This window comes from Burkholderia sp. BCC1972, from assembly GCF_905339605.1.
Taxonomy (GTDB): domain Bacteria; phylum Pseudomonadota; class Gammaproteobacteria; order Burkholderiales; family Burkholderiaceae; genus Burkholderia.
This window is the reverse complement of the sequence record NZ_CAJPGH010000003.1, coordinates 131,011-152,296: the sequence shown is the minus strand read 5'-3', so window position 1 is coordinate 152,296 and position 21,286 is coordinate 131,011. Positions and strand designations below refer to the sequence as shown.

Below are 21,286 nucleotides of genomic sequence, written 5' to 3'. Positions count from 1 at the left end.
CTGTTTTGGCCTGGAAAGATCAGGCCACCGCGCAATATCCATACCTTCTCCGGCGCGACCGGCACGTCCGGTGACGTCGGGTGACAACCCCGACCATCGTTCGAATACGACGACGCGACCCCAGTCGACGACATCCGCAGCGATAACGGCAAGCCGCTGCGCGGTAACGTTCGCGCTCGATTGCAGTGACCGATGCATGCTCACGATCGCCCTGAATTCAAATAGTCGGCACACGGCTGGCATCACGATGCCTGAAGCCGGTAATGATCAAAAAACGGTTTTGTAATAGGCGACCGGAAAATAACAAAGCAGTCCAAAGCGTATCCAACTTGGCATTTGCATGCATCAGGAGAGATGTCCGGTCGCCAGTCAAGCCACACGATTTCTACGACAGGCCCGACATGACGTGCCGCGACGAAGGAGAGGGCGCCACCACCGCGCGTGTCTGCGAGCGCACACTGGCGCGCAGTGAGCATATCAAGGCGTCGCCCGGTCAATTACATGGACTTGCACGACAACGGGCAGTGCAAACGAGTGACGTTCGGCTGCGGCCATCGAGACGACTATGACAAGCTGCGAAAACTGGTGTTCGACTCGGAAGAAGGTTACGACAAGGCGAGTCACGACAAGGCGATCGAGCGCGGACACGACAACGAGGTTTTTTTCGTCGGCAACCGGGCGGCCGTCTACGGGTGCGACGCCGAAGCGGTGCCGATCAGTGACGAGGACGTGATCCCGAAGCTGGGCGGGCACACCCCATGACGTGCCGGAGGCGGTTGCATTGTCGGGCACCGTGTCGCCTCCGACCGGCAGCCGCCCAAGTGTTCTGTCACGTAACCGTCGGCAGTGTTGCGCGACCCGTCCGCGCATGGCGGCCGCGGTCGCCGGAACTTGATCGGGAAAAGCACCAGAAGTTCGTAGATTTTTTTCCGGCTATAGTGGAACCACTGACGGCCGGCGCGGCGTTTTTTGCCGATGCCGTTCAGGTAATGACTGTAGACGGGGGCTGTATGAAGGACAAAATCGACAAGACTGCCGGACCGATCTGGGGTGTGGCTGCGGGATTGCTTCTTGCCGGCGCCGGATTGAGTTTCGGCACTTTCCCGGCGGCGCTGCGCAACTCGGGAAGCGCAAACGACTTCATGGCGTCAGGCGCCGCGATGCTGGGCATCTTCCTCGTCGTCTATTCGACGCACGAACTGCGAAGAAAGCGCTCGCGCTGAGCGTTCGCGCACCGCTGATCGCGGCAATCGACTCGAGCCGGGCGACGGCTCGAGGCGCGCTACGCCTTGCGGATTTCGTGGTTGTAGACGAGTTCGACGATTCGCTTCGTCGGAATGCTCGCGCGCAAACGGTCGACCCCGTCGATCGGAAACCACTTGCATTTCTCGATCTCGTTGCTCGCTTGCGGCGTCTGGCCAGGGCCGACTTCCGCGAAGAACACGTGATGGATCTTGGCGAGCCCGGTGAACTGCATCGAGTACGTCAGGTCCTGGACGATCATGCCGGTTTCCTCGAGCAACTCACGATGCGCGGCTTCGAGCGGCGTTTCCCCGCGCTTGATCGTGCCGCCGGGAAGGGCCCAGCGCGACGCCGCGCGCGCGACGAGCAACACTTGTTCATCGCGATAGCAGACGACGGTCGCGCGTTCCTTGACCGGGACGGCGCTCGCTTCGGGGGTGTTGCTGGGGGCGGGAGCTTGGGGCATGTCGTGATTCTAACCAGCACGAATCGATCGGCCAAGGCTGCCTGACCGGGTTTGACTTTTGACCGCTCCCGGCCGGACCGCCCTGGCGAAGTCGAGGGCCAGCCCGCGCCGCTCGCCCGGTTACTTCCGTTCCGGCAGGAACCAGTTCATCACGAGCGCGCAGATACCGCCCGTGGCCACGCCCGATTCCAGCACGTTCTTCAGCGCGTGCGGCAGGCTGTTGAGAATGTCCGGCACTTGCGACACGCCGAGGCCGAGCGCCAGCGACACCGCGATGATCAGCAGTGCTCGGCGGTCGAGCTGGACGCCCGCGAGGATGTTGATGCCCGATGCGGCCACCGCGCCGAACATCACCATCGCCGCACCGCCGAGCACGGGCTCCGGCACGGCCTGCAGCACGCCGGCGACGACCGGAAACAGGCCGAGCACCACGAGCATCCCCGCGATCCAGATGCCGACGTGGCGGCTCGCGACGCCGGTGATCTGGATCACGCCGTTGTTCTGCGCGAACACTGAGCTCGGGAACGTGTTGAACACGCCGGCCAGCAGCGAGTTCGCGCCGTTGACGAGGACGCCGCCCTTGATGCGTTGCATCCACACCGGCCCTTCGACCGGCTCGTTCGAGATCTTGCTGGTGGCCGTCACATCGCCGATCGCTTCGAGCGACGTGACGAGGTAGATGATCAGCATCGGCACGAACAGCGACCACGAGAAGCCGATGCCGAAGTGCAGCGGCGTCGGCACCTGGAACAGCGCGGCCTGGTGCATGCCGGTGAAGTCGAGGCGGCCGAGGAACGCGGCCGCGAGGTAGCCGATCACGAGCGCGATGACGAGCGCGGTACTGCGCACCCAGACGACCGGCACGCGGTTCAGCAGGATGATCGTGCCGAGCACGAGCCCCGACAGCGTCAGGTTCTCCGCGCTCGCGAACGTGCCCTTGGCCATCGCGCCGTAGCCGCCGCCCATGCTGATGAGGCCGACCTTGATCAGCGTGAGGCCGATCAGCAGCACGACGATGCCGGTGACGAGCGGGGTGATCAGGCGCTTCACGAACGGCAGGATGCGCGACACACCCATCTCGACGAACGACCCGGCGATCACGACGCCGAAGATCGCGGCCATCACGGTCTCGACCGGCGTGCCTTGCTTGACCATCAGGCTGCCGCCGGCGATCAGCGGGCCGACGAAGTTGAAGCTGGTGCCCTGGACGATCAGCAGGCCGGCGCCCAGCGGGCCGAAGCGCTTGCACTGGACGAAGGTGGCGATGCCGGAGATCACCAGCGACATCGACACGATCAGGGTCGTATCGCGGCTGGACACGCCGAGCGCCTGGCAGATCAGCAGGCCGGGCGTGACGATCGGCACGATGATCGCCAGCAGGTGCTGCAGCGCGGCGACGAAAGCGACCATCGGCGCCGGCCGGTCGTTCGGGCCGTAGACGAGGTCGCGGGCCGATTCTGCGGCGTCGGCGCCGTGGGCGGCGGGTTGGGCGGAGGTGGCGGGTTGCATGGCGAGCGGGCCGGACAAGGTGGAAAGTGCGGCATTTTAGCCGAAGGGCCCGCCGGCGCCGGCGCAATAGCGGGGATTCGGCCGGTCGAGGAAAGGGGGCGGATCGAAGCGCGGCGGTCAGCGGGTTGGCGGCGTGGCGATCGCGCTGGGCGTCGCGGTTGCGTCGAACCCGGGCAGCTCGGGAATCCGCTGCGCCATGAATTGCAGGAATGTGCGGGTCCTGAGCGGCAGATGGCGGCGCGACGCGTAGACGAGATGCAGCGCGTGCGGCGGCACCATGTCCCACTTCGGCAGCAGCCGGACGAGCTGCCCGCCATCGATCAGGTCCTGGACGAGCCACGCCGGCGCGCTGCCGACCGCGTGCCCGGCCAGGAAGCATTCCCGCAGTGCGATCGAACTGTTGACGCGATACCGGCCGTGTACCGGAACGGCGACAGTCTCCTCGCCGCGGGCAAACTGCAGTTCGCTCCCGATGTCCGCGCGGGCGTACCCGACGTATTCGTGCTTAGCCAGGTCTTCCGGGCGGCGGATCCGCGATGCCTGCGCGACGTACGCCGGCGTGGCCACCAGCAGGCGCGGCGACGACGCGACATGGCGTGCGACGGCATCCGGCGGCAGCACGTGGCCGAGGCGAATCGCGACGTCGACGCCTTCCTCGACCAGGTCGATCACGCGATCGGTCAGGTGCAGTTCGACGTCGATTTCCGGCCACGCGGCGAGGAATTCGAGCACGAGCGCATTCAGCCTCAGCTCGCCGAGCCCGAGCGGCGCATTGACGACCAGCTTGCCGACCGGCCGCAGCGTTTGCCCGCGCACCTCGGCCACCGCGCTGTCGTATTCGTCGAGCACGCGCTTGCAGCGGTCGTAGAACCGGCGGCCTTCGTCGGTCGGCGCGAGGCTCGTCGTCGAGCGTTCGAGCAGGCGCACGCCGAGCTCCCGTTCGAACGCGACGACGATCTTGCTGATCGTCGGCTGGCCGGTGCCTTCCTCGCGCGCGACCGCTGAAAAATTACCCAATTCGATTGCGCGGACGAACACACGCATGGAGCGCAACGCATCCATCTCATTCCTTCAGGGCATGAATCCTATGCAAGTCTCCCACGTTCCGGTGCAATCGAGAATGACCTATCGTTCGCGAACCTTCAATCCCTGATGAGGAGTCGACATGAACGAGGCAACGCAATTTACGGCACTGGACGGCGCGCACGTCGTGATCGTCGGCGGGAGCTCCGGAATCGGGCTCGCGGCCGCGAGCGCCGCGAAGGCGCGGGGCGGCAGCGTCACGCTGGTCGGCCGGACGCGCGCGAAGCTCGACGCCGCCGCGCAAGCGATCGGCGGCGCGGGCGTCGCGGTGGCCGACATCGCGGACCGGCACGCGGTGCAGGCCGTATTCGACACAATGACACGCGTCGACCACCTGGTCGTCACGGCCGGTCGGTTCATCGCCGGCAAGCTGAACGAGACCGATCCCGATCATCTGCTCGCCGCACTGCAGGAACGTATCGCCGGGCCGGTCTATGCGATCCGCGCCGCGTTGCCGCTGATGCCCGCGAACGGCTCGATCGTGCTGACCGGCGGGCAACTGTCCGATCGTCCTGCCGCGCACGGCACGTCGGTCATTGCCGCCGCCGTGCGCGGCGTCGAGGCGCTGGCGCAGTCGCTCGCGCTGGAGCTGAAGCCGATTCGCGTCAACGTCGTTGCGCCCGGTTTCGTCGAGACGCCGCTCTACGACGCGTTCGGCCCGGAAGCGCGCGATGCGATCCTCGCGGGCGCCGCGTCGGCATTGCCGGGCGGGCGCGTCGGCCGCGCGGACGAAGTCGGCGAGGCGATCGCGTTCCTGCTGGGCAACGGCTTCATGAACGGTGAAATCCTGCACATCGACGGCGGCGGCCGGCTGGTTTGAGTGCGTCAGCCGGCCTTGCGTGTGCCGCTGCCGGTGCCGCGCGCCGTTGCGCGCGGCGGCCGGATATCCGGATACGCACGCTGGCAGACGTCGATGACCGCATCGCGCAGGCGACGATGCGCGGGGTCGCCGTGCATGCGCGGGTGCCACAGCGCGGAGACGAGGATCGCGGGCAGGCGAACCGGAAGGTCGAAGCTGCGCAGCCCGAGGGCTTCCGCAAGCCCGGGTGAGAATGCGTTGCCGAGGCTCGAGCGCGGCACGAGCGCGATCAGGTCGGTGCCGGCCGCGACGCGCATCGCGTCGGGGTAGCCGGGGACCACGACGTGCACGGGCTGGCCCGAGCCGGGTCGATCGGTGGAATCGTCGGTCGGCCCGCTGAAATCGCCGAGCTGGGCCGAGATGACGTGACGGCAAGCCGCATAGCGCGCCGGCGTGATTCTGGCCGACGCGAATAGCGGGTGCCCGGCGCGTGCTACTGCGACGTGCCAGTCGTGAAAGAGCATGCGCGTGTGCAGCTCGGGCGCATCGTCGCCGCGCTTGCCGATTTCGAGGTCGACCGTGCCGTCGCGCAGCGCTTGCGGATCGCGGTCGGGCTTCGGGACGAAGCGGATGCGCACGTGCGGCGCGACTTCGCCGAGCGCGGCGACCACCGGGCCGGACAGCATTTCCATGAACGACGCGGCTGCACGAATGGTGAACGTCGACACAAGCGTCGCCATGTCGACGTCGGCCGTGGCTGGGCGCAGCACCGCGCGCGCGTCGCTCGCGATCGCATGCACGCGATCGCGCAGCGCGGCGGCGTGCGGCGTCGGCACGAGCGTGCGCCCGGCGCGTACGAGCAGCTGATCGCCGGTGGCGTTGCGCAGCCGCGTGAGCGTGCGGCTCATCGCGGACGTGCTCAGGCCGAGCCGGCGCGCGGCGCCGGTCACGCTGCTTTCCGACAGCAACGCATCGAGTGCCGTAACGAGGTTCAGGTCGATGTCTTCCATGCGGACAGGATACGCTTTTGCGCGACTGACATGGCGCCGAATGCAACTATGGATTGCATCCGATGCGTCTGGCGCCTGTCGTGGTGGCGCCCTATAGTGGGTGCAAGACGAAACACGGCAAAGGCGAAATCCATGCAACCGACTGAATCGAATCGACGAAGCGTTCCCGCGATTCTCCTCGTCGCGGCCTCGCGCGGCCTTGGGCTGGCGATGGCGGAGGCATTCCTGGGCAAGGGCTGGCGCGTGACGGGAACCGTGCGCGAAGGATCGGGACGCACGAAGCTGCACGACCTCGCGCACCGGTACGACGGCCGGCTCCACATCGAGACGCTCGACATCTGCGAACCTGCGCAACTGGACGCACTGCACGCGCGCCTGTCGGGCCGGCGCTTCGACATGCTGTTCGTGAATGCGGGGACGACCAACGATCCGAATGAAACGATCGGCGAAGTGACGACCGACGAGTTCGTGCGCGTGATGATCACGAATGCGCTGGCGCCGATGCGCGTGATCGAGACGCTGCAGGATCTCGTGACCGACGACGGGCTGATCGGCGCCATGTCGTCGGGGCAGGGCAGCGTCGCGAACAACGTCAGCGGCATGCGCGAGGTGTATCGCGGCAGCAAGGCGGCGCTGAACCAGTTCATGCGCAGCTTTGCGGCGCGCCAGGCCGCTACGCGGCGCGCGATGGCGCTGATGGCGCCCGGCTGGGTTCGCACCGAGCTCGGCGGGCCCGATGCGCGCCTGGCCATCGACGAGAGCGTGCCGAGCCTCGTCGACGTGCTGCTCGCGAAGCGCGCGCGGCCGGGGCTCGAATATCTCGACTACCTGGGGCGGACGGTGCCGTGGTAGTCGTCGCGGCACTGCGAATGCCGTGCCGTTTCACTACAATGCGACGACGAGTCGGTGTACGGTGGCGCCCGTCGCGTTTGAATCCATCCGGTTCACGGCGGATGGCGTGCGTCTCCGTCGCGACGGCCTTTTGTCGAACCCGGAGCGCAACATGAACGAACCGTACCTGCAGGTCATCGCACATTATTTCGCGGCACCCGGCAACGGCGACCGCGTGATCGAACTGCTCGCGGAGCTCGCGCCGGCGACGCGCGCCGAGCCGAAGAATCTCGACTACGCGTATTTCCGCTCGCCGGAGAACCCCGACCACATCGTGATCCTCGAACGCTACCGCGATGCGGACGGCCTCGACGCGCATCGGGAAACGCCGCATTTCCAGCGGATCGGGATCGGGGCCATCATTCCGTTGCTCGATCGCCGCGACGTGTCGCGCTACATGGTGCAGCCGGACACCGGCACGGCGACGCCACCGGGAGGCACCCGATGAACCCGTTTCAATTCCGTACCGTTCCGACCCAGATCGTCGAATTCGGCGCCGCGCGCCGGCTCGGCGCGCTGTTGCGCGAACGCTTTCCGGCGCTCGCGCGGCTGTGCGTCGTCACCGATGCGTTCCTGCATCGCAGCGGCGTGCTCGCGCCTGCGCTGGAGAGTCTCGCCGCGCACGGCTGGCGGGTGACCGTGATCGACGACGTGATCGCCGATCCGCCCGAGCACGTGGTGCTCGAAGCGACCGAGCGCGCCGTCGCGGCCGATGCCGAGATCGTGCTCGGCCTGGGCGGCGGGTCGTCGATGGACGTCGCGAAGCTGATCGCGGTGCTCGTGCCGCGGCAGCAGGCGCTGGCCGACATGTACGGCGTCGACAAGGTCACGAGCGCGCGGCTACCGCTCGTGCAGATGCCGACGACGGCCGGCACGGGTTCCGAGGTCACGGCCGTGTCGATCGTGACGGTCGGCGAGGCGCGCAAGATGGGCGTCGTATCGCCGAACCTGTTCGCGGACGTCGCCATTCTCGACGCCGAGCTGACACTCGGCCTGCCGCGTGCGGCGACGGCCGCCACCGGCATCGATGCGATGGTGCATGCGATCGAGGCGTACACGTCCGCACGACTGAAGAATCCGGTATCCGACATGCTGGCGACGCACGCGCTGACGCTGCTGTCGCGCAACCTGCTCGCAGCATGCGACGACGGCGGGAACCGGCACGCGCGCGAAGCGATGCTCGTCGGTGCGATGTTCGCGGGGCAGGCGTTCGCGAATGCGCCGGTCGCGGCCGTGCATGCGCTGGCCTATCCGGTCGGCGGCATTTTTCACGTGCCGCACGGGTTGTCGAATGCGCTGGTGCTGCCGCATGTGCTGCGCTTCAACGCGCCGGCCGCCGCGCCGCTGTATGCGGAACTCGCGGCGATTGTTGCGCCGTCGGCCACAGGCAGCGACGAAGCACGCACGCACGCGCTGATCGCCGAGATCGACCGGTTGATCGTCGCGACGGGCATTCCGCGCACGCTGCGCGAAGTCGGCATTGGCGAAAACGACCTGCCGCGGATGGCATCGGATGCCATGCTGCAGACGCGCCTGCTCGTGAACAATCCGCGCGAGGTGACCGAGGCCGACGCGCTGGCGATCTACCGGCAGGCATGGTGACGCGGCGGGCGCGATGTCGCCCGCCGGCCGGGTTCCGTCAATTCAGGTCGCGATCCTTGCAGGTCGGCTCGAATTCGCCGTCGAAGTACTGATACAGGTGAACGAGCAGCTTGTTGGCGCCGACCTTGCGCCCGAGGTAATGCGTGCCTTCCACCGACGTGCAGGTCGAGAACGCGAGTTGCAAGCCGCCGTCGAGCACGGCTTCCGGGTGTGAGCCCTGACGCACGAAATGCGCGGTGCCGACGACGCCGAAGCCGCGCGTGTCCGCCGGCACCGACTTCGGCAGCGACAGAGCGTACGCGGCGATCGTGCGGTCGTCGTGCAGGCTGTCGAGAATCTGGTTGCCGGGCTTGCCGGCGGGGCCGGTGACTGTCGCGCAGCAGCGCGCGACGCCTTTGTCGTCGTCGGGCAGCACTTGCAGCGACGTGCCTGCCGCGAGATGCGTATTCGGCGTGTAGTAGACGCCGTCGGCGACCACGCCGACCTGCTGCGCATGCGTGACGATGGAGACGGCGAGCGCCGGGGCGATCAGGAGCGGACGAAGCGGTCGGATGGGCATGATGGCGGCGATGATACACGTCGTGCGCAAGCACCGCACGGGCCAGGTACAGCCCGCGATCAGGCCCGCGACGCGTCGGTGCCGGTCGCCACCACGTACGCCGACGCCTGCTTCGTGCCGTCCGGCTTCGTCTGCAGGTACACGCCCTGGATCTCCGGCTCGAAACCCGGCAGTGCGTTGATCCCGGCTTCCAGCGCGCGGAAGTAGTCGAGCGCCGGGCCGCCCCAGGTTTCGCCGGGCACCACGCAGAAGATGCCGGGCGGGTAGGGCAGCGCGCCTTCGGTCGCGATCCGGCCTTCGATGCGGTCGAGCGTGACGAGCTCGACGTTGTTGCGGATCAGCTCGGCATTCGCGGCCTGCGGCTGCATCGCCTGCTTCGGGAACTGCGCGCGCCGGAACATCTGCTTCTGCAGATGCTTCATGTCGTGGCTGCGGTAGAAGTCGTGCATGCGCTGGCACAGCTGCCGCAGGCGCATCGTGCCGTACAGCTCCGGATATGCTTCGCACAGCGACGGAATCGCTTCGCGCAGCGGCGTGTCCTGGTCGAGATGGCGTTCGAACTGCGCGAGGTGCGCGACCAGATGCTGCAGCTTGCCGAAGCTCTCCGACGGCGTGAGCAGGAACAGGATCGTGTACAGGTCGGCTTTCTCGGGCACCACGCCGTGCTCGCGCAGGTAGCGCGCGAGGATCGGCGCCGGTGCGCCGAACGACGCGTACTCGTGCGTGTCGTGATCGATACCGGGCGTCGTCAGCAACAGCTTGCACGGATCGACGAAATACTGGTCGTTCGCGTAGCCTTCGAAGCCGTGCCACGTGTCGGACGGATGGAAGCGGAAGAAGCGCAGGTCGTCGACGATCTGCTCGGTCGGGTAGTCGGCCCACGGGCGGCCGTCGATCTGTTGCGGAACGAACGGACGGATCTGGCGGCAGGTCTTCATCAGCAGCTTGCGCGCATCGACGCCGTGCGCGACGCAATCGCGCCACAGGCGCTTGCCGGCCGGGCCCGCATGCATTTGCGCGTTGACGTCGAGCGCCGCGAACATCGGGTAGAACGGGCTCGTCGACGCGTGGATCATGTACGCGTTGTTGAAGCGGCGGTGATCGCAGAAGCGCTTCTGGCCTTCGAGGTGGCTGTCCTTCTTGTGGATCTGCGACGTCTGCGAGAAACCGGCCTGCTGCTTGTGCACCGACTGCGTGACGAAGATGCCGGGATCGTCGGGACCGAGCGTCAGCATCAGCGGCGAGCAGTCCTGCATCATCGGGATGAACTGCTCGTAGCCGACCCACGCCGAATCGAACAGGATGTAGTCGCACAGATGCCCGATCCGGTCGACGATCTCGCGCGCGTTGTAGATCGTGCCGTCGTAGGTGCCGAGCTGGATCACCGCGAGCCGGAACGGCCGCGGCAGGTCGGCGCGCTCGGGCGCCAAGTCGCGGACCGCGTCGCGAATGCGCGCTTCGTCGAGCGCCGCGCTGTCGACGCCGCCGATGAGGCCCCACGCGTTGCGCGCGGTTTCGAGGTACACCGGCCGCGCGCCGGACAGCACGAGCGCGCCGAGGTGCACCGACTTGTGGTTGTTGCGGTCGAACAGAACGAGATCGTCGGGCGCGAGCAGCGCGCTCGTGACGACCTTGTTCGACGTCGACGTGCCGTTCAGCACGAACCAGGTCTTGTCCGCGTTGTAGATCCGCGCGGCATTGCGCTGCGCTTCCAGCGCGGGGCCTTCGTGGATCAGCAGGTCGCCGAGCCGGACGTCCGCGTTGCAGAGGTCCGCGCGAAAGATCGTCTCGCCGAAGAAGTCGAAGAACATCCGGCCGAGCGGGTGATTCGAGAAGAACTGGCCGCCCTGGTGGCCCGGGCAGTCGAACTCGACGTAGCCGCGCTGCACGTATTCGCGCATGACCTTGAAGAACGGCGGCAGCAGGTTGTCGCTGTAGATGTCGGCGGCGGCGGAAATCTGCCGGCCGTAGTAATGGCGGCCGCCGTGGCGCAGCTGGATCACGCCGCTCGCGCGCGGCAGGATCGACGGCGGCACTTCCTGGTCGGGTTCGACCGCGACGAAGAACGGAATCGCGAAACCGGTTCTTTCGACGGTTTTCAGCACCTTTTCCGCGGAATCGATTCCGACGACGATTGCCGCGATATTCGTGAAATCGGTCTGGAATACGTCGACCTGTTCGTGCGTGGTGAGGAAGGCGCCGATCAGCGCCGGCTCGACTGCGATTTTCAACAGGCTCACGCGAACTCTCCGGTAAATGGCGGAAACGGGAGCCGCATTCGCGCCGGCAGGTCATCCTGATTCGACGTGCGCTGCGGCCGGTTGAAACGCTTCCGCGAATGCTGAATGCCGTATGCGCACCTCGCGTAAAAGCCTTGCGGGGCGCGGCACTGCCGCCATCGGACAGTGCCCGGCGCAGCCGATCGTAGCAACAAAAGCGGGCGAGTTCAATCGACCGGGAATGACAATGTCATTGCATGATGAGAATGATCAAATAATCGCGAATTGGCATGCTGCAGTGCACACGAAAATGATCCAATCATGAAATCCGTTTTGAAAAGCACCGATGGTTTCACCGAATCATCAACTTCTCATCGAATGGCATCCATGGCATAGTCGGCTCCGAATCGGATGGCGAATCAAACCGGAATTGCGAGCGTCTCGCGCCGCGGACCGTGGCCTGCTGTTCGCGTGCTCGTGAGATGAACAACACAACAATCGAAGCATCGGAACCGCGAGGGCAACATCATGAATACTTCTGCTGGCGGCATTCGCCGTCTCGGCATGCGCGCGCTGCTGGTCGATGACGAGATCGCGCAGGAAACCGCGACCGGGCGTGCCGTCCGTACGCTGAGCGCGGAACTCGTGCAACGCGACATCGACGTGCTCACGGCGACGTCCGCCGACGACGCGATCATGCTGATCCGCTCCGATCCGTCGATCCAGTGCGTGCTGCTCGACTGGGATCTCGGCGTGGACGGCCACGGGCCGTCCGAGGCCGTGGTCGACGCGATCCGGCAGCGCAACGGCAACGTGCCGATCTTCCTGCTGGCCGACCGCAGCGTCGCGTCGTCGGTGCCGTCCGCGGTGATGGGGCAGGTCGACGATTTCGTGTGGCTGCTCGAGGATACGGCCGACTTCATCGGCGGGCGCATCCACGCGGCGATCGAACGCTATCGCTCGACCGTGCTGCCGCCGATGTTCGGCGCGCTCGCGAAATTCTCGCGCGTCTATGAATACTCGTGGCATACGCCCGGCCACACGGGCGGCACGGGCTTCCTGAAATCGCCGGTCGGCCGTGCGTTCTTCGAATACTTCGGCGAATCGCTGTTCCGCTCGGACCTGTCGATTTCGGTCGGCGAACTCGGCTCGCTGCTCGATCACTCGGGCCCGATCGGCGAAAGCGAGCGCTACGCGGCGCGCGTGTTCGGCGCGCATCGTACGTATCACGTGACGAACGGCTCGTCGACGTCGAACCGCATTATCCTGATGGCGAGCGTGAGCCGCGACCAGATCGCGCTGTGCGACCGCAACTGCCACAAGTCGGCCGAGCATGCGATGACGATGTCGGGTGCGATCCCGACCTACCTCGTGCCGACGCGCAACCGCTACGGGATCATCGGGCCGATTGCGTCCGCGCGCCTCACGCAGACGGCGATTCGCGAGGCGATCTCGTCGAACCCGCTCGCGGCCGGGCTGGCCGATCGGCAGCCGAAGCACGCGATCATCACGAACTCGACCTACGACGGCCTCTGCTACAACGTTACGCGCGTGGAAGAACTGCTCGGCGCGAGCGTCGACCGGCTGCATTTCGACGAAGCGTGGTACGGCTATGCGCGTTTCAACCCGATCTACCGCGACCGCCATGCGATGCACGGCGACCCGCGCGATCATCGTGCGGACCGGCCCACGGTGTTCGCGACGCAGTCGACGCACAAGCTGCTGACCGCGCTGTCGCAGGCGTCGTACATCCACGTGCGCGACGGTCGCAGCCCGATTCCGCATGGTCAGTTTAACGAAACGTTCATGATGCATGCGTCGACGTCCCCGAACTACGCGATCATCGCGTCGAACGACGTCGCGGCGGCGATGATGGACGGTCCCGGCGGCGCGGCGCTGACGCGCGAGTCGATCGAGGAGGCCGTCGCGTTCCGCCAGATGATCGCGCGGATGAATGGCGAATTCGGCGCGAAGGGCGACTGGTTCTTCGAATGCTGGCAGCCCGACACCGTGCTCGAGGCACGCACGGGCCGCACGCTGCCGTTCCATGACGCACCGCCCGAGCTGCTCGCGAGCGACCCGGCATGCTGGGTGCTGCGCCCCGGCGCGCAATGGCACGGCTTCGGCAACATCGAGGACGGCTACTGCATGCTCGACCCGATCAAGGTGTCGATCGTCACGCCGGGTGTTGCGCCGGCCGGCGGCCTGATGCCGGTCGGCATCCCGGCGAGCGTCGTTACCGCGTATCTCGACGCGCGCGGGATCGTCGTCGAGAAGACGACCGATTTCACGATCCTGTTCCTGTTCTCGACCGGCATCACGAAGGGCAAGTGGGGCTCGCTCGTCAGCGCGTTGTGCGACTTCAAGCGCGACTACGACGCGAACCTGCCGCTCGACCTGGCGATTCCGGCGCTCGCGAAGGAGCATGGCTCGCGCTATGCGGGCATGGGGCTGAAGGACCTGGCCGACACGATGTTCGCGGCGATGGAGCAGCTCGGCACGACGCGGCTGATGTCGGAAGCGTTCTCGGTCCTGCCGACGCCGGAGATGAGCCCGGTGCGCGCGTACGAGCATCTCGTGCAGGGCCGCGTCGAACAGGTCACGCTCGAGGAGCTGGCCGGGCGCACGGTCGCCACCGGCGTCGTGCCGTATCCGCCGGGCATTCCGCTCCTGATGCCGGGCGAGAACGCGGGGCCGGCCGGCGGCCCGGTGCTCGGCTACCTGAAGGCGCTCGAAGCGTACGACCGGCGTTTTCCGGGCTTCGCGCACGATACGCACGGCGTCGAAGTCGAGGACGGCACGTACCGCGTGTACTGCCTGACTGCGTGAGCGCCCCAACGGACGGACGAACGGACGAACGAGCGACCGGCCGCAAGGCGGCCTCACATCGAAGGATCGACATTATGGAAAACGCAGCGAGCATGACCGACGCGGCCCCGGCGGCCGCGCCGAAGAACCGGATGAATGTCTGGCAGCTGACCATCCTCACGGCGGTCAACATGATGGGCTCCGGCATCATCCTGCTGCCGTCGAAGCTCGCGCAGGTCGGCACGATCTCGCTGCTGTCGTGGATCGTCACGGCCGGCGGCTCGCTCGCGCTGGCCTACGCGTTCGCGCGCTGCGGGATGCTGAGCCGCAAGCCGGGCGGGATGGGCGGCTACGCGGAGTACGCGTTCGGCAAGGCCGGCAACTACATGGCGAACTACACGTACGGGCTGTCGCTCGTGATCGCCAACGTCGCGATCGGTGTCACGGCGGTCGGCTACGGCACCGTGCTGTTCGACGCGACGCTGTCGCCGCTGCAGACGGGCCTGTGGACGATCTTCCTGCTCGTGCTCACGACGGTCGCGAACTTCGGCGGTTCTCGCATCACCGGCCGGATCGGCGCGGTGACCGTGTGGGGCGTGATCATTCCGGTCGTCGTCGTGTCGCTGATCGGCTGGTTCTGGTTCAGCGGCGCGACCTGGGGCGCGGCATGGAATCCGCACAACATGCCGTTCGGGCCGGCCGTCGGCGGCTCGATCGCGGTGACGCTGTGGGCGTTCCTCGGCCTCGAATCGGCGTGCGCGAACTCGGACGCCGTCGAAAATCCGGAGCGCAACGTGCCGATCGCCGTGCTCGGCGGCACGATCGCGTCGGCGATCTTCTACATCGTGTCGACCAACGTGATCGCGGGCATCGTGCCGAACGCGATCCTCGCGAAGTCGAACGCGCCGTTCGGCATCGCATTCGCGACGATGTTCACGCCGACCGTCGGTACGATCGTCACCGCGCTGATGGTGATCGCGTGCATCGGCTCGCTGCTCGGCTGGCAGTTCACTGTCGCGCAGGTGTTCAAGAGCTCGGCGGACGTCGGCTACTTCCTGCCGGTGTTTGCACGGGCGACGCGCACGGGCACGCCGATCGTCGGCATGGTGATCCTGCTCGTCGCGCAGGTCGCGCTGGCGCTGATGACGATCAGCCCGGAACTGAGCAGCCAGTTCCAGAAGGTCGTCGATCTCGCGGTCGTCACGAACCTGGTGCCTTACGTGATGTCGATGGCCGCGCTGATCACCATCCAGAAGGTGGCGAAGGTGCCGCCGGCCAAGGCGCTGGTGACGAACGTGATCGCGATGGTCGCCACCGCGTACAGCTTCTATGCGCTGTTCAGCTCGGGCGAGCAGGCGCTGATGCTCGGCGGCCTGTGCGTGTTCCTGGGCTGGACGCTGTTCGGCTTCGTCAGTGCGCGCTTCTACCAGATGGAAGTCGACGCGCACGTGAAGGAGCCGGGCAAGTCACTGCAGGCGTGACGGCTACCGGCGACGCTTCGTCAGCAGCAGCGGAACCTCCTTCTTCAGCAGGTCGACGACCGCGCGCACGCGTGGCGGCAGCGGCCGTTGCGCCTGCACGAGCGCATTGAGCGGGTAGTCGGGGATCGTGTAGCGCGGCAGGATCTCGACGAGCTTCCCCTGCTGGAATGCGTTGACGCAGGCCGGCAACTGGGCCACGCCGATGCCGCCGCCGGCCATGATCGTGTCGAACATCGGGCGCCAGTGGCTCGTCGTCATCACCGTCTGGATTCGCGCGTATTCGACGGTCCTGTCTTCATCCTGCAGCGGCAGCTGCTCGTTCGCGAAGATGCCTTTCACGCGGATGAACGGATGGCTCGCGAGGTCGGCCTTCGTTTCGATCGGGCCGAACCGGTCGAGATACGACGGTGCGGCCACGAGCACGCGGCCGACTTCGCCGATCGGATGCGCGACGAACCCGCCGTCGCCGAGCTGGCCGAGACGCATCGAGATGTCGACGCCTTCCGTAATCGGATCGACGATGTTGTCGTTCAGCACCAAGTCGATGTGAAGCCGCGGGTAGGCCGTGCGGATCTGCATCAGCGCCTGCGGCATCACGACCTCGCCGAAGCATTGCGGCGCCGCTAGCCGGATCGTGCCGACAAGCGTGTTTTCCGTTTTCGATACTGCGGCAATCGTGTCTTCCGCCGCTTCGAGCAGCTCCTTGCTGCGCGCGTAGAAGATGCGGCCTTCCTCGGTGCAGTTGAGCGTGCGCGCACTGCGCATCAGCAGCCGGGTGCCGAGAAATTTCTCGAGCTTGTCGATGCGCTCGCTGACGGCCGGCTGGCCCATGTCGAGATCCCGGGCCGCGCCGGACATCGTCCCGCGCTCTACGACCCTGACGTAGATCCGCATCGTCGCCAACAAATCCATGAAATCGTGCCTCTTGTCTGATTGAAACCGGCTTATAATCCACGCCGAAATTCTACGATTCATTCCCGGATGGCGCGTAATGCGCGCCGCATGCGGAGAATCTTCCGGTAAATACAACGTATTCACAATCAGCCGGAAAATATTTCGCATATCGATCCGTTTTTCAATCGAAAGATGGTACTAAAGCGCCATTCCGCAAGGGATGTGCGTCGTACCGATACTGGATATCGGTTCGGCAGCCTACCGCCCAACCCTGACGCACCGTAACCTTCGCCGCGATCTGTCCGTTTCGACAGGGTCCCGGTTGATGCACGGCATGGCCCGTTGCGTCTTCATCGATCTCTTTTCTCCTGACCGGGTCGTCCGGCGTTGCCACCGATTCCGGTGACATCGCGTCGAACGTCCGGCCCGTCGGTCTGTTTCGGTTTCTCCCGGATTCCTGATTTTCGCATCTGCAACAACAGGTTGATCTGCACTACTGATCGGTTGCGTCGAAACCTATAAAACCGCTATGAACAAGATATACAAAACGATCTGGAATGAATCGGTCCGCGCGTGGATCGCGGTTCACGAGAACGCCGCCGTGTGCGGCAAGCCAGCGCGCAGCGCACGTCGGCAGGTGTCGCGCGGGTTGCTCGCGCTGAGCGTGGCCGCGACCGGTTTCGCCGTGACGGTGCCCGATGCATTGGCACAGACGGTCGTATCGGGCGGTGCCAACAATGCACCGTCGGGCAAGACGGCGTCAGTCGACCAGGGTTGCGGCCAGAATTTCGTCGACCGGAAAAATCCGGGCAATCCATCGTCGAGCGGCACCAACGTGTTGTCCAACGGCTGTTCGACGGCGGTCGGCAACAATGCGTCGGCGCAAACAGCGGGTACTGCGCTCGGCGATCGCGCGAATGCCGCGCAGGGCGGCGTGGCGCTTGGCGTCGGCGCGACGGCGGTGCGGGGCAATTCGGGCGTGGCGATCGGGACCGTTGCGCTGTCGAGCGGCAACACGAGTATCGCGGTCGGCCGGCAATCGGCGGCAACCGGGGACTATTCGATGGCGCTCGGCAACGTCGCGTATGCGAAGGGCGAGAGCGGCATTGCGATGGGGCATTCGGCGCTCGCGGACGGCTATCGATCGATCGCGATCGGCGCATCGGATTCGCGCGCGGCCAGCAACGATGGCGTGTCGAACGGCGCGACCTACAACCCCGACACGCAAACGCGTGCAAGCGGGACGAACTCGGTGTCGCTCGGCGCGGGGGCCGTGACGAGCGTCGACGACAGCGTGGCACTCGGCTCGAACAGCGTCGGTGCGGCGAATGCGGCAGGCCCCGCGAAGTTCAGCGGTGACGCGATCGCATCGACCGGCGCGGTGTCGGTCGGCAAGGAGGGTAGCGAACGCCAGATCAAGAATGTCGCCGGCGGAACGGCCTCAACCGATGCGGTCAACGTGAACCAGTTGACCGCGGTGTCGGACCGTGCAGTCAAATACGATACGAACGCGGACGGGTCGATCAACTACAACAGCGTGACGCTGAACCCGGGCGGCTCGCCATCGAAGCTCGGCAATGTTGCGGCGGGCGACGTGTCGCCGACGAGCACCGATGCCGTCAACGGCGCGCAGCTAAACCAGACGAACCAGACCGTCAGCAACCTCGGCGACAGCATGGCGTCGGCGATCGGCAGCGGTGCGTCGTACGACCCGGCGACGGGCAAGGTGACGGGCCCGACGTACGACATCGCAGGCGGCCGGCAGACGACGATCAGCGACGCGATCAACGCGCTGAACGAAGGCTGGAACGTGACGACGAGCGGCAACGCAAGCGGCACGTCGGTGGCGGCGATCAAGCCCGGCGCGACGATGACGGCCGACGGCGGCAAGAATATCGCGCTGACGCAGAACGGTTCGACGATCTCGATCGCGACGAGCGACACGCCGACCTTCACGAGCGTGGGGATCGACAACGGCGGGCCGGTGTTGTCGGGGGCGGGGCTGAACATGGCCGGCCAGAAGATCACGAACGTCGCACCCGGCGACGTGTCGCCGACCAGCACCGATGCGGTGAACGGCGCGCAGCTGAACGACACGAATCAGAAGCTTCAGCAGGCCAGCGACCAGGCGGTGAAGTACGACACGAACCCCGACGGCTCGATCAACTACAACAGCGTGACGATGAACCCGGGCGGCACGCCGACGAAGGTCACGAACGTGGCGGCGGGCGACGTGTCTGCGACCAGCACGGATGCGGTGAACGGTTCGCAACTCAATGACACGAACCAGAACGTGACGAAGCTGGGCGATACGCTGAATCATATCGCCGGCGATACGAGCCAGTCGTACACGGACCAGAACGGGACGGGCATCCGTTACGCACGCACGAACGAAGCGGGTCTCGCGCAGACCGATGCGTTCGCCCAGGCGCCCGGCAGCACGGCCGTCGGTTACGCGGCGACCGCAAGCGCCGACAATGCATTGGCGCTGGGCCGCCAGGCGACGGCCTCGCACGCGGGCAGCGTCGCCCTCGGTGCCAATTCGATCGCGAACGGCAGCACGCTCGGCAGCGCGGCGTACAACCCCGGCACGGGCACGCTGGCCGGCACAAATCCGGTCGGCGAAGTGAGCGTCGGCAGCAGCGGTGCGGAACGCCGGATCACCAACGTTGCAGCAGGTTCGGGAGATACCGACGCGGTGAACGTCAGCCAGTTGAAGTCGGTCGAGACGAGCCTCGGCAACGTGAGCGACCGCGCGGTGAAGTACGACGGCAACCCGGGCGATCCAAAGACGCAGATCACGCTCGACGGCCCGGCTTCGACGGACGGTGGCAAGACGGGCGGCACGAAGATCACGAACGTCGCGCAGGGCGATGTGTCGTCGAACAGCACCGATGCCGTCAACGGCTCGCAGCTCAACGAAACGAATGGAAATGTGACGAAGCTGGGCGACACGCTGAACCACATCGCCGGTGATACGAGCCAGTCGTATACCGACCAGAACGGGACGGGTATCCGTTATGCACGCACGAACGAAGCGGGCCTCGCGCAGACCGATGCGTTTGCGCAGGCAGCGGGCAGCACGGCCGTCGGTTACGCGGCAACCGCCAGCGCCGACGACGCGCTGGCGCTGGGCCGTCAGGCGACGGCGAGCCATGCGGGCAGTGTCGCGCTGGGTGCCAATGCGATAGCGGACGGCACGACACTCGGCAATGCCGCGTACAACCCGGGTACGGGTGCGCTGGCCGGCACGAATCCGGTCGGTGAAGTGAGCGTCGGCAGCAGCGGTGCGGAGCGCCGGATCACGAACGTCGCGGCCGGCTCCGGCGATACCGATGCCGTGAACGTCAGCCAGTTGAAGTCGCTGCAGGCGAGCGTCGTCGACCTGGGCGCTGGCGCGGTGAAGTACGACCGCAACCCGGACGGAACGATCGACTACACGCACGTGACGATGAACCCGGGTGGCGCGCCGACGACGATCACGAACGTCGCGGCAGGCGACCTGTCGGCGACGAGCACGGCTGCGGTCAACGGCTCGCAACTGTACGAGACGAACCAGAACGTGACGCGGCTCGGCGATCAGGTCGACACCATCGCGAACGGCGGCGGCATCAAGTATTTCCACGCAAACGGCGGCACGGCGCCGCTGCCTGACTCGCAGGCGAACGGCGTGGGGAGCGCGGCAATGGGGCCGGCGGCGAATGCCAACGGCGTCAATTCGGTCGCGGTCGGCAACGGCGCGGTTGCGAACAAGGACGGCGATGTCGCACTGGGTGCGGGTTCTGTCGCCGATCGTGGCACCGAACAGTACACCGGCAAGTATTCCGGTGCTCAGAACAGCACGGCCGGCACGGTATCGGTCGGTGCGCCGGGTGCCGAGCGCACGATCAGCAACGTGGCCGACGGCCGCGAAGCGACGGACGCGGTGAACGTGCGCCAGCTCGACGGCGCGGTCAAGGACGCAAACGACTACACCGATCAGCAGGTGCGGAAGGTGGCCGGCGACGTCGTGAACGTCGGCGACGACGTGCGGAAGCTCGGCGACCGGATGACGAATGTCGAAGGCGACGTGACGAGTGTGAAGAACGGCTCGGGCGGCATGTTCCAGGTCAGCCAGGACCGGACGCCGGTCGCGCCCGCCGCAAGCGGCAGCAATGCGGCCGCCGGCGGCGCGGGGGCCGTCGCGTCAGGTGCGAACAGCACGGCGCTCGGCAACCAGGCGAGCGCGAAGGGCCGCGATTCGACGGCGGTCGGCAACGGCGCGAAGGCGTCGGGCAGCAATTCGGTCGCACTCGGCGCGGGTTCCGACGGCAGCCGCGACAACGCGGTTTCGATAGGCGCGGCCGGTCGCGAACGCCAGATCGTCAACGTGGCACCGGGCACGGCCGGCACCGACGCGGTCAACGTCAACCAGTTGCGCGCGATGGAACATGGACTCGGAAGCCAGATCGCGGGCGTGCGCAGCGACATGCAGAGCCTGGATCACCGGCTGACCGCGGGCGTGGCCGCAGCGATGGCGATGGCCGGCTTGCCGCAGGCGTACCTGCCGGGCAGAAGCATGGTCGCGCTCGGCGGCGGCGCATGGCGCGGCGAAAGCGGTGTCGCGCTGGGCCTGTCGACGGTATCCGACAACGGCAACTGGGTGCTAAAGGGTTCCGCGAGCAGCACGTCGCGCGGCGACCTCGGCGCGTCGGTCGGCGTCGGCTACCAGTGGTGAGCGCAC

General features: G+C 66.5%; 16 protein-coding genes. 9 read left to right on the top strand and 7 right to left on the bottom strand.

Features of this window, described 5'->3' with window-relative positions; all coding sequences use genetic code 11:
* Positions 1-501: 501 nt before the first annotated feature.
* Both U5798_RS06395 and U5798_RS06390 read left to right on the top strand, forming a co-directional pair.
* Positions 502-762 (top strand): hypothetical protein, encoded by a 261-nt coding sequence (locus tag U5798_RS06395; protein WP_322081575.1) that lies wholly within the window; start codon positions 502-504, stop codon positions 760-762.
* Between the two features lie 248 nt (positions 763-1,010).
* Complete coding sequence (locus U5798_RS06390) at positions 1,011-1,223, top strand: hypothetical protein (protein ID WP_322081574.1); 213 nt, start codon at positions 1,011-1,013, stop codon at positions 1,221-1,223.
* A 59-nt stretch (positions 1,224-1,282) separates the two neighbouring features.
* Here the strand turns inward: U5798_RS06390 and U5798_RS06385 are convergent, their stop codons facing one another.
* From U5798_RS06385 to U5798_RS06375, 3 genes are all read right to left on the bottom strand, one after another.
* Positions 1,283-1,708, bottom strand: coding sequence for an NUDIX hydrolase (locus U5798_RS06385; RefSeq protein ID WP_124450089.1), 426 nt, complete (start codon positions 1,706-1,708; stop codon positions 1,283-1,285).
* 120 nt (positions 1,709-1,828) lie between these two features.
* Positions 1,829-3,217, bottom strand: coding sequence for a nucleobase:cation symporter-2 family protein (locus U5798_RS06380; protein WP_124450091.1), 1,389 nt, complete (start codon positions 3,215-3,217; stop codon positions 1,829-1,831).
* 117 nt (positions 3,218-3,334) lie between these two features.
* Positions 3,335-4,279: a LysR family transcriptional regulator gene (locus U5798_RS06375; protein WP_322081573.1), complete on the bottom strand. Its 945-nt coding sequence runs from the start codon at positions 4,277-4,279 to the stop codon at positions 3,335-3,337.
* 103 nt (positions 4,280-4,382) lie between these two features.
* Between U5798_RS06375 and U5798_RS06370 the strand changes: the two genes are divergently transcribed.
* On the top strand, positions 4,383-5,120 hold the full coding sequence (locus tag U5798_RS06370) for an SDR family oxidoreductase (protein WP_322081572.1): 738 nt from the start codon (positions 4,383-4,385) through the stop codon (positions 5,118-5,120).
* A 5-nt stretch (positions 5,121-5,125) separates the two neighbouring features.
* Here the strand turns inward: U5798_RS06370 and U5798_RS06365 are convergent, their stop codons facing one another.
* Positions 5,126-6,109, bottom strand: a complete 984-nt coding sequence (locus U5798_RS06365; RefSeq protein WP_322081571.1) for a LysR family transcriptional regulator — start codon at positions 6,107-6,109, stop codon at positions 5,126-5,128.
* 132 nt (positions 6,110-6,241) lie between these two features.
* On the opposite strand from U5798_RS06365, the gene U5798_RS06360 reads away from it, so the two are divergent.
* From U5798_RS06360 to U5798_RS06350, 3 genes are all read left to right on the top strand, one after another.
* A complete protein-coding gene (locus U5798_RS06360; protein ID WP_322081570.1) occupies positions 6,242-6,961 on the top strand; it encodes an SDR family oxidoreductase in 720 nt (239 codons plus the stop codon).
* 151 nt (positions 6,962-7,112) lie between these two features.
* Positions 7,113-7,448, top strand: a complete 336-nt coding sequence (locus tag U5798_RS06355) for a putative quinol monooxygenase (protein ID WP_124450101.1) — start codon at positions 7,113-7,115, stop codon at positions 7,446-7,448.
* Entirely contained in the window at positions 7,445-8,602 is a 1,158-nt protein-coding gene (locus U5798_RS06350) for an iron-containing alcohol dehydrogenase (RefSeq protein ID WP_322081569.1), read from the top strand. The genes U5798_RS06355 and U5798_RS06350 overlap by 4 nt, the downstream gene beginning before the upstream one ends.
* A 37-nt stretch (positions 8,603-8,639) precedes the next feature.
* On the opposite strand, the gene U5798_RS06345 is transcribed toward U5798_RS06350, so the two are convergent.
* Together U5798_RS06345 and U5798_RS06340 are read right to left on the bottom strand one after the other, a co-directional pair.
* Positions 8,640-9,161: a hypothetical protein gene (locus U5798_RS06345; protein ID WP_322081568.1), complete on the bottom strand. Its 522-nt coding sequence runs from the start codon at positions 9,159-9,161 to the stop codon at positions 8,640-8,642.
* 59 nt (positions 9,162-9,220) lie between these two features.
* On the bottom strand, positions 9,221-11,401 hold the full coding sequence (locus tag U5798_RS06340) for an ornithine decarboxylase (RefSeq protein WP_322081567.1): 2,181 nt from the start codon (positions 11,399-11,401) through the stop codon (positions 9,221-9,223).
* Positions 11,402-11,908: 507 nt separating this feature from the next.
* Between U5798_RS06340 and U5798_RS06335 the strand changes: the two genes are divergently transcribed.
* Together U5798_RS06335 and potE are read left to right on the top strand one after the other, a co-directional pair.
* A complete protein-coding gene (locus tag U5798_RS06335) occupies positions 11,909-14,209 on the top strand; it encodes an Orn/Lys/Arg decarboxylase N-terminal domain-containing protein (protein WP_322081566.1) in 2,301 nt (766 codons plus the stop codon).
* A gap of 74 nt (positions 14,210-14,283) precedes the next feature.
* Positions 14,284-15,669 (top strand): putrescine-ornithine antiporter, encoded by a 1,386-nt coding sequence (gene potE, locus U5798_RS06330; RefSeq protein ID WP_322081565.1) that lies wholly within the window; start codon positions 14,284-14,286, stop codon positions 15,667-15,669.
* A gap of 3 nt (positions 15,670-15,672) precedes the next feature.
* On the opposite strand, the gene U5798_RS06325 is transcribed toward potE, so the two are convergent.
* Positions 15,673-16,581 carry a LysR family transcriptional regulator gene (locus U5798_RS06325; protein WP_322081564.1) on the bottom strand — a complete coding sequence of 303 codons (909 nt, stop codon included), beginning with the start codon at positions 16,579-16,581 and terminating at the stop codon, positions 15,673-15,675.
* 511 nt (positions 16,582-17,092) lie between these two features.
* Here U5798_RS06325 and U5798_RS06320 point away from each other — a divergent pair.
* Positions 17,093-21,280, top strand: coding sequence for a YadA-like family protein (locus U5798_RS06320; RefSeq protein ID WP_322081563.1), 4,188 nt, complete (start codon positions 17,093-17,095; stop codon positions 21,278-21,280).
* The last annotated feature ends 6 nt before the right edge of the window (positions 21,281-21,286 follow it).

What these genes read in the sequence shown, in the direction of transcription:
- U5798_RS06395 (WP_322081575.1), top strand. Translation starts at nt 502, where the DNA reads ATGGACTTGCACGACAACGGGCAGTGCAAACGAGTGACGTTCGGCTGC.
- U5798_RS06390 (WP_322081574.1), top strand. Translation starts at nt 1,011, where the DNA reads ATGAAGGACAAAATCGACAAGACTGCCGGACCGATCTGGGGTGTGGCT.
- U5798_RS06385 (WP_124450089.1), bottom strand. Translation starts at nt 1,708, where the DNA reads ATGCCCCAAGCTCCCGCCCCCAGCAACACCCCCGAAGCGAGCGCCGTC.
- U5798_RS06380 (WP_124450091.1), bottom strand. Translation starts at nt 3,217, where the DNA reads ATGCAACCCGCCACCTCCGCCCAACCCGCCGCCCACGGCGCCGACGCC.
- U5798_RS06375 (WP_322081573.1), bottom strand. Translation starts at nt 4,279, where the DNA reads ATGGATGCGTTGCGCTCCATGCGTGTGTTCGTCCGCGCAATCGAATTG.
- U5798_RS06370 (WP_322081572.1), top strand. Translation starts at nt 4,383, where the DNA reads ATGAACGAGGCAACGCAATTTACGGCACTGGACGGCGCGCACGTCGTG.
- U5798_RS06365 (WP_322081571.1), bottom strand. Translation starts at nt 6,109, where the DNA reads ATGGAAGACATCGACCTGAACCTCGTTACGGCACTCGATGCGTTGCTG.
- U5798_RS06360 (WP_322081570.1), top strand. Translation starts at nt 6,242, where the DNA reads ATGCAACCGACTGAATCGAATCGACGAAGCGTTCCCGCGATTCTCCTC.
- U5798_RS06355 (WP_124450101.1), top strand. Translation starts at nt 7,113, where the DNA reads ATGAACGAACCGTACCTGCAGGTCATCGCACATTATTTCGCGGCACCC.
- U5798_RS06350 (WP_322081569.1), top strand. Translation starts at nt 7,445, where the DNA reads ATGAACCCGTTTCAATTCCGTACCGTTCCGACCCAGATCGTCGAATTC.
- U5798_RS06345 (WP_322081568.1), bottom strand. Translation starts at nt 9,161, where the DNA reads ATGCCCATCCGACCGCTTCGTCCGCTCCTGATCGCCCCGGCGCTCGCC.
- U5798_RS06335 (WP_322081566.1), top strand. Translation starts at nt 11,909, where the DNA reads ATGAATACTTCTGCTGGCGGCATTCGCCGTCTCGGCATGCGCGCGCTG.
- potE (WP_322081565.1), top strand. Translation starts at nt 14,284, where the DNA reads ATGGAAAACGCAGCGAGCATGACCGACGCGGCCCCGGCGGCCGCGCCG.
- U5798_RS06325 (WP_322081564.1), bottom strand. Translation starts at nt 16,581, where the DNA reads ATGGATTTGTTGGCGACGATGCGGATCTACGTCAGGGTCGTAGAGCGC.
- U5798_RS06320 (WP_322081563.1), top strand. Translation starts at nt 17,093, where the DNA reads ATGAACAAGATATACAAAACGATCTGGAATGAATCGGTCCGCGCGTGG.